Origin of the sequence: Pseudomonas sp. NPDC089918 (assembly GCF_050280605.1) — a bacterium.
Lineage (GTDB): Bacteria > Pseudomonadota > Gammaproteobacteria > Pseudomonadales > Pseudomonadaceae > Aquipseudomonas.
This window is the reverse complement of sequence record NZ_JBNNVP010000016.1, coordinates 98,611-112,559: the sequence shown is the minus strand read 5'-3', so window position 1 is coordinate 112,559 and position 13,949 is coordinate 98,611. Positions and strand designations below refer to the sequence as shown.

Below are 13,949 nucleotides of genomic sequence, written 5' to 3'. Positions count from 1 at the left end.
CAACAGAAACCTAACCAACACACCATTCAATGTGGGAGCGAGCCTGCTCGCGATAGCGTCGGCACATCCAGTATCTATGTGACTGATAAACCGCTATCGCGAGCAGGCTCGCTCCCACAGGGGATCACTGCTTGGCTCAACCTCAGTCGAACGTAATCCCCTGAGCCAACGGCAACTCCAACGAATAGTTCACGGTATTGGTCTGACGACGCATGTACCCGCGCCATGCATCCGAACCGGACTCACGACCACCGCCCGTCTCCTTCTCGCCGCCAAACGCGCCGCCGATTTCCGCGCCGCTTGGGCCGATGTTGACGTTGGCAATCCCGCAATCGCTGCCCACCGCCGACATGAACCGCTCGGCTTCACGCACGTCGGTGGTGAAGATGCACGACGACAGGCCTTGTGGCACGGCGTTGTTCAGGCGCAATGCCTCTTCGAAATCGTTGTAACCGATCACGTACAGAATCGGCGCGAAGGTTTCGCTGCACACCACATCGCTCTGCTCCGGCATTTCGACGATCGCTGGCGAAACGTAGTAAGCGTTGGGGAATTTGTCTTCCAGCTGACGCTCGCCGCCGAACACCCGGCCGCCTTCGCTCAGGGCCTGCTCCAGCGCGTCCTGCATGTTTTCGAAACTGTGTTTGTCGATCAGCGGACCAACCAGATTGCCTTCTAGCGGATGGCCGATGCGCACTTTGGAGTAAGCGGCTTTCAGGCGGGTGATGATTTCTTCCTTCACCGACTCATGGGCGATCAGGCGACGTAAAGTGGTGCAACGCTGACCGGCGGTGCCGACGGCGCTGAATAGAATCGCCCGTACGGCCATGTCCAGGTCGGCGCTTGGGCCGAGGATCATCGCGTTGTTGCCGCCCAGCTCGAGAATGCTGCGGGCAAAACGCGCAGCGATTTTCGGCGCCACTTCGCGGCCCATGCGGGTGCTGCCGGTGGCACTGACCAGCGCGACACGTGGGTCATCGACCAGCGCTTCGCCGGCATCGCGGCCGCCGATAATCACTTGGCTCAGGTGCGGTGGTGCGTCGCTGAAATTTTTCAGGACGCGGTCGAACAGCGCCTGGCAGGCCAACGCGGTCAGCGGGGTTTTCTCCGACGGCTTCCAGATCACCGGGTTGCCGCAGACCAGCGCCAGCGTGGCGTTCCAGGCCCAAACGGCGACCGGGAAGTTGAACGCACTGATCACGCCGACGATTCCCAGTGGGTGCCAGGTTTCGCGCATGTGGTGGCCAGGACGCTCGGAGGCGATGGTCAAACCGTACAGCTGACGGGACAGACCGACCGCGAAGTCGCAGATGTCGATCATTTCCTGAACTTCACCCAAACCTTCCTGAGTGATCTTGCCAGCTTCCCAGGACACCAGCTCACCGAGGTCGGCCTTGTACTCGCGCAGGATGTCGCCCAATTGGCGCACCAATTCGCCGCGGCGTGGCGCCGGAACCTTGCGCCACAGTTCGAACGCATGATCTGCGCGACTGATGTGCTGCTCGACTTCAGCGGCGCCTTCCCAGTTCACGGCAGCGATACGGCTGCCATCGATCGGCGAATGCACCGGCACTTTGCCGTTCTGGTACAGGGCCGGGTTCACACCAAGACGATCAAGCAATGCGGCAACCATGGGTCACTCCTCAAGCAAAAAACAGAAAACGTTCAACCGAATTAACTCGGCTGATCAGGCCTGTAGTTTTAGCTCCCCGGAGGTTACCCAACAAACGACCTTTAAGAGAGATATCATTCCGTTTATTCATGCTGCGAATCTGCCGGTAAAAAAGAGCATAGAGAAACAAGAAAAAGGACCACCCATGCTGAATAAACGCTACTTGCCGTCGATCACCGCGTTGCAGTGCTTCGAGGCCGTGACCCGGCATTTGAGCTTCACCCGTGCCGCCGAAGAGCTGAACCTGACGCAGAGCGCCGTGAGCAAACAGGTCGCGCAACTCGAAGAGTTGTTGCAACACTTGTTGTTCCGCCGGGTGCGCCGACGCCTGCAAATGACCCCCGCCGGCGATTTGTACCTGGTGGAGGTGAGAAAGATCCTCACCCAAGTCGAAATGTCGACCCATTACCTACGTTCCTACGGCGGCGATACCGAAGTCTTGCGAGTCTCGACACCTCCGACCTTCGGTGCACGCTGGCTGGTGCCGCGCCTGAAAGGCTGGCGACTGCGTCATCCGTCGATCCATCTGGACCTGTGCAGCGAACAGGAAGCGGATGATCTGTTGCAAGGTCGCAGCGACCTGGCGTTCTACTTTGGCCAGGGCTCACGGCCCGGCACCGAATGCCTGAAGCTGTTTGGCGAGGAGCTGGTGCCGGTCTGCGCGCCGGGTAGTCTGCCGGATACGCCGTTTACCGACCCTACGCAACTCACCGACCTGGTCCTGCTGCAAAACGCTTCCCGGCCTCAAGCCTGGCACGACTGGTTCGACAGCCAGGGCTACCATACCGAACACAGTTACCACGGCCCGCGTTTCGAAACCTTCTACATGTGCATCCGCGCCGCCCAGGTCGGCTGCGGCGTGGCACTGCTGCCGAAGTTTCTGGTGGAAGAGGAATTGGCTGACGGCAAACTGGTCATTCCCTGGAAGCATGCGATGCCCAGCACCGACGCCTATTACCTGGCGTATCCGGAGCATTCGGCGGAAGTACCCAAGGTGCGGGATTTTGTGAAGTGGATGCTGGAGCAGATCGATAATCCAGACATACCGCAAATTTAGGGTTGCACCCAATACCTGTGGGAGCGGGCTTGCTCGCGAAGGGGCCGGCACATTCAACATCAATGTTGACTGGCATTACGCTTTCGCGAGCAAGCCCGCTCCCACAGGGATCTGCTGCGTTCTAAAAAATCGCTGGCAATCCTCACCGCTGATATGCGCCACTAGCCCCATTCATTGAAACAGCTGCAACGTCGCTGCCACGGGCCGCGGCCAGCCTGGAGAACCCGTTATGAGCGAGAGTGTGTTTGCCGATCGCATCGTGCAGAACCTGCTCGACACCGACTTCTACAAACTGACGATGATGCAGGCGGTGCTGCACAACTACCCGAACGTGGAAGTCGAATGGGAGTTTCGTTGCCGTAACAGTGAGGATCTGCGCCCGTACCTGGCGGAGATCCGTTTCCAGATCGAGCGCCTGGCCGAGTTGAGCCTGAGTGCCGATCAATTGAGCTTCCTGGAGCGCATCAGTTTTCTGAAGCCGGACTTCCTGCGTTTTCTCGGTCTGTTCCGCTTCAATCTTCGCTACATCCACACCGGCATTGAAAACGGTGAGTTGTTCATCCGTCTGCGCGGGCCGTGGCTGCACGTGATTCTGTTCGAAGTGCCGCTGCTGGCCATGGTCAGCGAAGTACGCAACCGTTATCGCTACCGGGAAATCATTCTGGAACAGGCCCGCGAACAGCTCTATCGCAAGTTCGACTGGCTGACCGCCAACGCCAGCGCGGACGAATTGTCCGAATTGCAGGTAGCCGATTTCGGCACTCGCCGTCGCTTCTCGTACCGTGTGCAGGAAGAAGTGGTGAACGTGCTCAAGCATGACTTCCCCGGTCGCTTCGTCGGTACCAGCAACGTGCACCTGTCCCGGGAGCTGGACATGAAGCCGCTGGGCACCATGGCTCACGAATGGATCATGGCCCACCAGCAACTCGGTCCACGGCTGATCGACAGCCAGATTGCCGCCCTCGACTGTTGGGTCCGCGAATACCGGGGTTTGCTGGGCATCGCCTTGACCGACTGCATCACCTCCGATGCCTTCCTCAACGATTTCGACCTGTTCTTTGCCAAGCTCTTCGACGGCTTGCGCCACGATTCCGGTGACCCGGTGCAGTGGGCGGAAAAAGCCATCGCCCACTATCACAAGCTTGGCATCGACCCGATGAGCAAAACCCTGGTGTTTTCCGACAGTCTGACGCTACCCAAATCTCTGGAGATTTTTCGGGCATTGCGCGGTCGGATCAATGTCAGCTTCGGTATCGGTACTAACCTGACGTGTGACATTCCGGGTGTCGAACCGATGAGCATCGTGCTTAAAATGACGGCCTGCAACGGCCAGCCAGTGGCCAAGATTTCTGATGAGCCTGGTAAGACTCACTGCAAAGACCCGAATTTCGTCGCCTACTTGCGACATGTTTTCCAAGTACCTGCCGCCATTTCCAGCCCATCTAGCAAGGAGTGAATTCATGCAAGCCGTACAGCGTGAGATTGCTGAACAGCTCAAGGTCCAACCGCCGTTCGCCGACCAGGCCGCCCTCGAGGCCGAAGTCGCCCGGCGGATTACCTTCATTCAGGACTGCCTGGTCGATTCCGGGCTCAAGACCCTGGTGCTCGGCATCAGCGGTGGCGTCGATTCCCTGACCGCCGGCCTGCTTGCCCAGCGTGCCATGCGTGAACTGCGCGAACGCACCGGGGACAGCAACTACAAGTTCATCGCCGTGCGCCTGCCATACGAAACGCAGTTCGATGAACACGACGCCCAGGCTTCGGTGGACTTCATTGCCCCGGATGAGCGCCACACGGTGAACATCGGCCCTGCAGTCAAATCCCTGGCCAGTGAAGTGGCGGCCTTCGAAGGCAAGCACGCGGTCTCGGTGGACTTCGTGTTGGGCAATACCAAGGCGCGGATGCGCATGGTCGCGCAATACACCATCGCTGGCGCGGCTCATGGCCTGGTGATCGGCACCGATCACGCGGCAGAAGCTGTGATGGGGTTTTTCACTAAGTTCGGTGACGGCGCCTGCGACCTCGCACCGCTGAGCGGCCTGGTGAAAAATCAGGTTCGGGCGATTGCCCGCAGCTTCGGCGCGCCGGAGTCGCTGGTGGAAAAAATCCCGACCGCCGACCTTGAAGACCTGTCGCCGGGCAAACCGGACGAAGCATCCCATGGCGTGACCTACGCCGAGATCGACGCCTTCCTGCATGGTGAGTCGGTGCGTGAGGAAGCGTTCAAGATCATCTGCGACACGTACAAAAAGACCCATCACAAGCGCGTGATGCCGTTTGCGCCATAAGGACGTCGGCGTCTGTACCGACGCCTTCGCGGGCAAGCCACGCTCCCACAGATTTTGTGTCGGATGCCGGTAATGGGCACGACGCAAATCCTGTGGGAGCGAGGCTTGCCCGCGAAGAACGATGACGCGGTCAACCGTCAGATACAAAAAAAGCGTCCCTAGCGGACGCTTTTTTTATGCGCTTGATTCGATTACTTCAGGGTAACCGTACCTTTCATCATCGAGATGTGGCCTGGGAACGAGCAGAAGAAACCGTATTTTTCAGCAGCATTGAGCTTCGACACATCGAATGTCACCGAGTCGGTTTCCTTCGCGCCGATGACTTTGGTGTGAGCAATGACGCGAGCATCACCTTCTTTCAGGTAGTTCTTGTCGATGCCAGCCGACAGGCCGTCAGTGGCGATCGGCTGCATGTCGGCTTCTTTGCTCAGCACCCAGTTATGACCCATGACGTTTTTCGGCAGGCTGCCAGAATGTTTCAATTCCACGGTGAACGTCTTGCAGCTCTTGTCGATGGTGATGTCCTTGGTATCGAAGGACATCTGGTCAGTGGAGTCGACAGTGACCTTGCATTCGGCGGCCATCAATTGGCTGCTGGCCAGTGTCAGCAGGGATACCGCAACAAGTTTGGCAAACATGGTGAATCTCCAAGGCAGGGTTAACAAAAGTGCTAATGGACAGAAGACTGCCTGAAATCTTCGCAAGTTCCTATGACCTGAATCAAAAATTGTATACAACTTTCGGGCTATGACACTCATCGAAACAATCTACCAGCCAGACGTCTGGCACGGCCCTATCATCAGGGCCGTCATCTCTCATCTGGAGCGTCTGTCATGTCTTTCAACAGCTTGTTGTGCAGTTTGCTCGCCGCCTACGCCTGCGGCGCCAGTGGCACCTGTGAAACACCAAAACGCGAGGTTTAACCCTTGGAACGATACAAGCCTGCCTTTACTCTGTGGCCCTGATGACCATGGAGTAAGGCATGTCTTTAGCGTCCGTTTGTGTATTTTGCGGTGCCAGCACTGGCACTAACCCGGCCTATCGTGAAGCCGCTGTCGCCCTGGGGCGAGCGTTGGCCGAGCGCAAGCTGACTCTGGTCTATGGCGGCGGCGCCGTCGGGCTGATGGGGATCGTTGCCGATGCCGCGCTGGCGGCCGGCGGTGAAGTAATCGGGATCATCCCGCAGAGCCTCAAGGACAAGGAAATCGGCCACAGCGGCCTGACTCGCCTGGAAGTGGTCGAGGGCATGCATGCGCGCAAAGCGCGAATGGCCGAGCTCAGCGATGCCTTCATCGCTCTGCCCGGCGGCCTGGGCACGCTGGAAGAGCTGTTCGAAGTCTGGACCTGGGGCCAGCTCGGCTATCACGGCAAACCGCTGGGTTTGCTGGAAGTGAACGGTTTCTACAGCAAGTTGACGTCTTTTCTTGATCATATCGTCGGCGAAGGCTTCGTTCGCGAAGCGCACCGTGACATGCTGCAAATGAGCGAATCGCCGCAAACCCTGCTCGATGCACTGGATGCCTGGCAACCCTCGGTGCCGCCAAAATGGACCGAGCAAAAACCCAGCTAACGGCTCGGTGCCGATACAGGGCAGAATATGCGCCGCTCAACCTCACCTTCGACCCCAGAGGATCGCCCATGGCTAAACCTAATTATTCCTTCGCCAAACGTCAGAGAGACTTGGCCAAGGAGCAGAAGAAAGAGGAAAAGCTTCAGCGCAAGAAAGCTACAGCTGAAGAAGAAGCAGCAGCACTGAACCCGGATACCGAAGGCGAAGTGGCTACAGACGAAACTGAAGCACCGAAAGATCAGGCGCCCGACGCCTGAGACCCTCAGGGCCCGATGATCTGATCAGGCCCACCGGATCTGTGTCCAGGGTCAGCAACGATGTTGCTGACCCTCACAGTCCCATCTGAAATCCCTCTCCAAAAATTGCACATTCCCTGTGGGAGCGGGCTTGCTCGCGAAGGCGGCGGCACATCCAACATCTAGTGGCTGACTGACTGCTTTCGCGAGCAAGCCCGCTCCCACACTGGATTTTCGTTACTCCAACGGCATTACCGTCACACGAACCTCCGGATCGTGGCTGCCACCGCCCAGGATCACCCCACGCAACGGCGACACATCGGAAAAATCCCGGCCCCAGGCCAGGGTGATGTGCTCCAGCGCCGGCTGCACATTGTTGGTCGGGTCGAAATCCACCCAGCCCAGCACTGGGCAAAACACCGACACCCAGGCATGAGACGCATCGGCGCCGATCAGCCGTGGCTGGCCCGGTGGTGGCTGGGTCAGCAGGTAACCGCTGATGTACCGCGCCGCCAATCCCCGGGAGCGCACACAAGCGAGCATCAGATGCGCAAAGTCCTGACAAACCCCGCGCCGCCTCTCCAGCACTTCCACCAGCGGCGTTGCCACTTGGGTCGCTTCGGCGTCGAAGGTGAATTCGCTGAAAATCTTCTCCATCAACGCCTGAACTCCCAGCAGCAATGGCCGGCCAGGAGGAAAGCAACTTTCGGAGAACTCGACGAAGTTGCGCTTCAAGTGCACGTAAGGTGATTCGAACCGGTAACGACAGGCTTCCAGCAGTTCAGGAGAGAGCGGCTGACTGCTGTAGGTCAGTGCGTTGCAGGTCTCTTCCCAGGCCGGCGATTGATTGAAATCCAACGATGGCCGGGCCAGCACTTCGACCGTCAGGCTGGCATTGACCAGCAACTCATCGTGCGGCCGCTCGAATGCCAACCGGGTCAGCGGATTACCAAACACGTCCAGCTCATCCCGGCGCGAGGTCGGATCGGGACTGATCTGCAATTGCTGATCGGTGCAGCGCTGCCAAACGCAAGCCCGCGGCCACAGGTGCGCCAGTTGCTGGGCCAGGGACACCGGGCTGTCATAGTGATAGTGGGTGTCGTGGAAAATCTGGTAACGGGCATTCATCAGACGGACACCGTACGTTGGCTGACATCATCGACATGGGCGAAATGGCGCAAGGCCAGGCGATCCGATACTTGTCCGCTGGCATCGGCGATCTCCTGCAACAGATCGGCTAGCCCCTCTATGGCGGCGCGAACACTGGCCTCGCCAAACAGTGGGTTTTCCAGGCAACCCAGATCGAAGCGCGCCAACCGCTCCACCAACTGCGGCAGACCTGTTTCGCGCGGCGCGCCAAAGTCGTCGTTCAAGCGTTTCAACGTGCGGGTCACCAGTTTCAACTGGAACAACACCGCGTGAGGGTTCTGCTCGTCGAGCAACAACAGGTCCAGCACCGGGATCAATTGCGCCACCGCCAGATACCGCGAGCGGTAGGTGATGCTGCTGTTGCCCAACTCCAGCAGCCACTCCAGCCCGGCCTGATCGAAAGCCCCGGCGCCCCGCAGAAACGCCGCCAGACTGCCGCTGAGAAACTGCAGCCGTTCGATCCGCCGACCGATCATCAGGAAACGCCAACCTTCGTCCCGAGTCATATCGTCAAGGGCAAAACCGGACAGCGCCGCCAGCGACATCACCAGTCGGTTGAGGAAATCCAGCAGCTCGCCGAAATCCGGCTCTTCGGTTTCCAGTTCCATGGCCTCGCGCTGCAATTCCACCAGCGCTTGCCAGTTCTCTCGCGAGAGCTTGCCGCGTACTTGCGAAGCGGCCCACTGCAAGCGTTGCAGGTTGGAGCGCAGGCTGAACGGCCAGTCATCGCCGAGCAGCGCCGCCAGCAACCGCTCCGGCAACTCGCCGTCCTCCGGCAACAGATTCAAGCGTTCACCGAGATTGACTGCCGCCTCCAGGGCTTGCGGATCATCGCCATCGACATAGCGCGCCAGCATGATCCGCAGCAGTCGTGCACTGTCATCGCAGCGCTCGCAGTAACGGCCGAACCAGAACAGGTTCTCGACCACCCGCGATGGCAGATACGGATCGCGTCGCACCAGATCGTGAACGCCAATATTGCGCTGGGCTTTCCATTGTTCGCCGCTGGGCGGGCGATCGCCCAACACCCAAGTGTCCTTGCTTGCACCGCCGCGCTGCATCGACACCACTTCGGCGTCGGCTTCGGCGGCAACCCGGGTCAGCCCGCCGGGCAGTACCCGATAGCCATCCCGACTGGCCACCGCATACACGCGCATGCCAATGGCCCGCGGTTGCAACTGACCACCTTCGGCCTGCCAGATCGGCGCCTGAGACAGTTGCGCCAATTCTTGCGCAACATAGGCGTAAGGCCGTGCCTGCATGCGCTCGGCCAGTGCCTGGCGCTGTTTTTCACTCAAGTCACGACCAAACACCGGGGCGAAGCTTTGCGACGGGAACGCCGGTTTGATCAACAGCTCCGGCAGTTTTTCGAGGGCCTGGGCCAGCACCGGCGCTTCGCCGCACCACCAGGTCGCGATGGACGGCAGAATCAGTTCTTCGCCGAACAGATACTGATTAATCTTCGGCAGGAAACCCAGCAACCCCGGTGACTCCAGCACGCCGCTGCCGAGGGCGTTGGCCACCAGCACCCGGCCCTGACGCACCGCTTCGAGCAGCCCTGGCACGCCGAGGGCCGAATCGGTGCGCAGCTCCAGCGGGTCGCAGAAATCATCGTCGAGCCGACGCATGATCGCGTGGACCCGACGCAGGCCGCTCAAGGTTTTCAGGTAGACCGTGGCATCCCGGACGGTCAGGTCGCCGCCCTCCACCAACGGATATCCGAGCTGGCGAGCCAGGTACAGGTGTTCGAAATAGCTTTCGTTGAAACGCCCCGGCGTCAGTAGCACCACCAGTGGCGCTTCGTCATCGCTCGGCGCCTGACGAGCGAGCGTTTCCTGGAGCGTGCGAAAGAATCCGGCCAGGTGCTGAACCTTCAAATCGCGGTACAGCTCGGGAAAGGCTCGGGACACGATGGTGCGGTTTTCCAGCGCGTAACCGGCACCGGATGGCGCTTGAGTCCGGTCCGCCGTCACCCACCAGCGACCGTCAGGGGTGCGCGCCAGATCCACGGCGTACAGATGCAAAAAGGCCCCGTCGGGCGGCGAAATGCCCTGACAGGGCCACAGGAAGTTGTTGTGACCGAACACCAGCTCAGCCGGCAGCAGGCCTTCGGCGATCAAGCGCTGAGGGCCGTACAAATCCGCCAGCACAGCATTGAGCAAGCGCGCCCGCTGGGCGATCCCGGTCGATAACTGTTCCCACTCATCGGCGTCAATCACATGAGGCAGCAGGTCCAGCTCCCATGGTCGGTCAGCGCCCTTGGGGTCGGCGTAGACGTTATAGGTCACGCCGTTTTCCTGGATCTGTCGGGTCAGCAGCGCCTGACGCTGCACCAGTTGCGCTGGCGTGCTGCGTTGCAATTGATCGAACAGCCGCCGCCAGTGCGGGCGCACGGCGCCGCTGTCGTCGAGCAGTTCGTGGTAAGTGCCCGCGGTCAGCGGGTAGCGGTCAAGCAGGTCAGGCATGGAAAGCTCGGCAGACAGCAAAGAACGGTCAGACTAACGCAGGCTCATGACGCCCGGATATACGAAAAATCCGAGCGTCGCGTACGGTTTAGAAACGTCGCAAATCGAGAGTCATCGGCAGCTCGTCGTTAATTTCCAGATTCGGTATAGGAAGTTTCCCTGGCGTGTGTCCGAGACGGAAGAAACGCGCCATCCGCCGGCTCTCGGCTTCATTGGCGTTCACCGGCAGGCTGTCGTAGTTGCGCCCGCCCGGGTGGGCGACGTGGTACTGACAACCGCCCAGCGAACGCCCCATCCAGGTGTCGAGCAAGTCGAACACCAGCGGCGCGTGGACCGGGATGGTCGGTTGCAGGCAATTGGCCGGTTGCCAGGCGCGAAAGCGTACGCCGGCGACGAACTCACCGACCCGACCCGTGGGTTGCAATGGCACCGGGATGCCGTTGCAGGTCAGCAGATAACGCTGGGGCGGCAGACCGCTGAGTTTGACCTGCAAACGCTCCAGCGACGAATCCACGTAACGCACCGTGCCACCCGCCGCGCCTTCCTCGCCCAGTACATGCCAAGGCTCCAGCGCCTGACGCAATTCCAGTTGGATGCCGCTGACGGCATAGTCGCCGACCTTGGGGAAACGGAATTCCAGATGCGCCGCGAACCACTCGGCCCGCACGGGGTAACCGGCGGCATTGAGGTCGACGATGACGTCAGCGAAATCCTGCTCGATAAAGTGCGGCAACAGGAACCGGTCGTGCAGCTCTGTGCCCCAACGCGCCAGTTTCGGCGGTGCATAAGGCTCGCGCCAGAACCGTGCCACCAGCGCCCGCAGCAACAATTGCTGAGCCAGGCTCATGCGCGCATGGGGCGGCATTTCAAAGGCTCGCAGTTCCAGTAACCCGAGGCGCCCGGTGGCGCCGTCCGGCGAATAGAGTTTGTCGATGCAAAACTCGGCGCGGTGGGTGTTGCCGGTCACGTCGATCAGCAAATTGCGCAGCAAGCGATCCACCAGCCAGGGTGGACACTCCTCGCCCGGCTTCGGCATCTGTGCGAAGGCGATTTCCAGCTCATACAGCGAATCGTTGCGCGCTTCATCGACGCGCGGCGCCTGGGACGTCGGGCCGATGAACAATCCGGAAAACAGGTAGGACAAGGACGGATGGTTGTGCCAGTAGCTGATCAGGCTGCGCAGCAGATCCGGACGGCGCAGAAACGGTGAGTCAGCCGGGGTCGCGCCACCCAAGACGAAATGGTTGCCACCGCCGGTGCCGGTGTGCCGGCCGTCGATCATGAACTTCTCGGTGGTCAGTCGAGTCTGGCGCGCCTCTTCATAAAGAAACTCGGTGCGCTCCACCAACTCATCCCAGGTGGCGGACGGCTGGACGTTGACCTCGATCACGCCCGGATCCGGAGTAATGCGAAAGTTGCTCAGGCGCGGATCGCTCGGCGGTTCATAGCCTTCCAGCAACACCGGGCAATGCAGCTCCTCGGCGGTGGCTTCGATGGCGGTGACCAGTTCCAGATAGTCCTCGACCCGCTCCAGTGGCGGCATGAACAGGTACAACCGGCCTTCTCGCGCTTCGGCGCAGAAGGCGGTGCGGGTCAGCCAGTCGGCGGACTCGTCGATCTTTGGCGCACGCTCGTCGGCGGTTTGCGGTTGAGCGTGATTCTGTAGCTGGTCGGTGCCCGGCAGCTCAGGGAAATCCTGATTCGGGTCGACCGGGTGAATGAACGGATACTCCGCTGCCTTCACCCAGGGCTGCGAACCGAGTGGCAAGCGATACCCCAGCGGCGAATCCCCCGGCACCAATCGGCAATGCTCTTCCCGCAGATACCAGCGACCGCTCTGCCACTGATCGCCCTTGGCGGTGCGCGCCAGCGGCAGGACCTGGCCAATCACCTTGTCCAGGCCCTGACTGAAGACTTTGCGCAGGCGCGCCCGCTCCAAAGGTTCTTCCAGCCGTGAGTCTTCGGCGGTGACGTTCTGCGGCAAAGCGCCTTCGCGCCAGAGGTAATAGAAATTGTCTTCGTAGGCTGGGAACACAAAGCGTGTCGGAATTTTCAAGCGTTCGGCGACACTCGCCAGAAAACGCCCGGCCAACTCGCCATCGGCACCGTAGTCTTCCTGCTCATCGGCGATCAGCGCGCTGTTGTGCCAGATCGGCACGCCATCGCGGCGCCAGTAGCTGTTCAGCGACCAGCGTGGCAGTTGCTCGCCCGGGTACCACTTGCCCTGACCGAAATGCACCAGGCCTTTGGGCGCGTAATGCTTGCGCATGCGCTGGAACAGTTCGGCGGACAGGCGACGTTTATTCGGGCCGAGCGCGGCGGTATTCCATTCGGCACCGTCCGGATCATCGATGGAAACGAACGTCGGCTCGCCACCCATGGTCAGGCGCACATCGCCCTCGAGCAGGTCGGCATCGATCTGCCGGCCCAATGCCTGAATCGCCAGCCATTGATCTTCGGTGTAGGGTTTTGTTACCCGCGGTGCTTCCCAAATCCGTTCCACGGACATCTCGTGGGTAAATTCGCACTCGCACGGTTCCACCAAGCCACTGATCGGTGCCGCAGAGGACGGATCAGGACTACACGCCAACGGAATGTGCCCTTCACCGGCAAACAACCCAGAGGTTGCGTCCAGGCCGATCCAGCCAGCACCAGGCAAATAGACCTCGCACCAGGCGTGCAGGTCAGTGAAGTCCACTTCGGTGCCCGAGGGGCCGTCGAGGCTTTTGACATCGGCGGTCAACTGAATCAGGTAACCTGACACGAAACGCGCCGCCAGGCCGAGGTTGCGCAGCAATTGCACCAGCAACCACGCGGAGTCGCGACAGGAACCGGAGGCATGCTCGATGGTGTATTCCGGGGTCTGTACGCCTGGCTCCATGCGAATCAGGTAGCCGATGTCTTCGCTGAGGCGCTGGTTGAGCGCAACCAGGAAATCCACGCTGGGTAGCGGCGTGCGATCGATGCCATCCAGATAGGCCTTGAATTTCGGCGTCAGGGGCAAGGTTTCCAGGTACGGCGCCAGCTCTTTGCGCTCATCCGCGGCGTAGGCGAATGGGATCTTTTCGGCGTAGGGCTCGAGGAAGAAGTCGAACGGATTGAAGACCGCCATCTCCGCCAGCAAGTCGACCTCGATCCGCAGCTCATCGGTTTTCTCCGGGAACACCAACCGCGCCAGGTAGTTGCCCTGGGGATCCTGCTGCCAGTTGATGAAATGCTGCTCGGGCGAGACTTTCAGCGCATAGGACAGTATCCGCGTGCGGCTGTGGGCAGCCGGGCGCAGGCGAACGATCTGCGGACCGAGCTCGACGGCGCGGTCGTAGCGGTAATGCGTGACGTGATGCAATGCGACATGAATCGACACGGCGTGCCTCCTGCGAGCCTGGACGTTATCGAAAGCGGCGCAAGACTTATGCCATACCGGCAGGTCTGACCCTTTCTTCGGTTACTCAAGGCAGTAGAGCACTAAAAGCGCGCATTGCTCGCTTTCGTGTGCACAGGGGCGCACATAA

At 60.3% G+C, this 13,949-nt stretch carries 10 protein-coding genes; 5 read left to right on the top strand and 5 right to left on the bottom strand.

The window, feature by feature from the left end; all coding sequences use genetic code 11:
* Positions 1-142: 142 nt before the first annotated feature.
* Complete coding sequence (amaB, locus tag ACQKPC_RS13965) at positions 143-1,633, bottom strand: L-piperidine-6-carboxylate dehydrogenase (RefSeq protein WP_427625139.1); 1,491 nt, start codon at positions 1,631-1,633, stop codon at positions 143-145.
* A 184-nt stretch (positions 1,634-1,817) separates the two neighbouring features.
* Between amaB and ACQKPC_RS13960 the strand changes: the two genes are divergently transcribed.
* From ACQKPC_RS13960 to nadE, 3 genes are all read left to right on the top strand, one after another.
* Positions 1,818-2,729: a LysR family transcriptional regulator gene (locus ACQKPC_RS13960; RefSeq protein WP_063341733.1), complete on the top strand. Its 912-nt coding sequence runs from the start codon at positions 1,818-1,820 to the stop codon at positions 2,727-2,729.
* Between the two features lie 229 nt (positions 2,730-2,958).
* Complete coding sequence (gene pncB / locus ACQKPC_RS13955) at positions 2,959-4,185, top strand: nicotinate phosphoribosyltransferase (protein WP_123499820.1); 1,227 nt, start codon at positions 2,959-2,961, stop codon at positions 4,183-4,185.
* 4 nt (positions 4,186-4,189) lie between these two features.
* A complete protein-coding gene (gene nadE, locus ACQKPC_RS13950; protein WP_427625138.1) occupies positions 4,190-5,017 on the top strand; it encodes an ammonia-dependent NAD(+) synthetase in 828 nt (275 codons plus the stop codon).
* Positions 5,018-5,208: 191 nt separating this feature from the next.
* Here the strand turns inward: nadE and azu are convergent, their stop codons facing one another.
* Positions 5,209-5,655 carry an azurin gene (gene azu / locus ACQKPC_RS13945; protein ID WP_052965931.1) on the bottom strand — a complete coding sequence of 149 codons (447 nt, stop codon included), beginning with the start codon at positions 5,653-5,655 and terminating at the stop codon, positions 5,209-5,211.
* A 344-nt stretch (positions 5,656-5,999) separates the two neighbouring features.
* Here azu and ACQKPC_RS13940 point away from each other — a divergent pair, with 344 nt between their 5' ends.
* Positions 6,000-6,587 (top strand): TIGR00730 family Rossman fold protein, encoded by a 588-nt coding sequence (locus tag ACQKPC_RS13940; RefSeq protein WP_427625137.1) that lies wholly within the window; start codon positions 6,000-6,002, stop codon positions 6,585-6,587.
* Between the two features lie 68 nt (positions 6,588-6,655).
* Positions 6,656-6,844, top strand: coding sequence for a hypothetical protein (locus tag ACQKPC_RS13935; RefSeq protein WP_007902706.1), 189 nt, complete (start codon positions 6,656-6,658; stop codon positions 6,842-6,844).
* 216 nt (positions 6,845-7,060) lie between these two features.
* Here ACQKPC_RS13935 and ACQKPC_RS13930 read toward each other — a convergent pair whose 3' ends face one another.
* The 3 genes from ACQKPC_RS13930 to ACQKPC_RS13920 form a co-directional block, all read right to left on the bottom strand.
* Complete coding sequence (locus tag ACQKPC_RS13930; RefSeq protein ID WP_427625136.1) at positions 7,061-7,951, bottom strand: transglutaminase family protein; 891 nt, start codon at positions 7,949-7,951, stop codon at positions 7,061-7,063.
* Positions 7,951-10,437 carry a circularly permuted type 2 ATP-grasp protein gene (locus tag ACQKPC_RS13925; protein WP_427625135.1) on the bottom strand — a complete coding sequence of 829 codons (2,487 nt, stop codon included), beginning with the start codon at positions 10,435-10,437 and terminating at the stop codon, positions 7,951-7,953. Before ACQKPC_RS13925 ends, ACQKPC_RS13930 begins: the two co-directional genes overlap by 1 nt.
* Before the next feature lie 88 nt (positions 10,438-10,525).
* Positions 10,526-13,801: a DUF2126 domain-containing protein gene (locus tag ACQKPC_RS13920; RefSeq protein WP_427625133.1), complete on the bottom strand. Its 3,276-nt coding sequence runs from the start codon at positions 13,799-13,801 to the stop codon at positions 10,526-10,528.
* Positions 13,802-13,949: the final 148 nt, after the last annotated feature.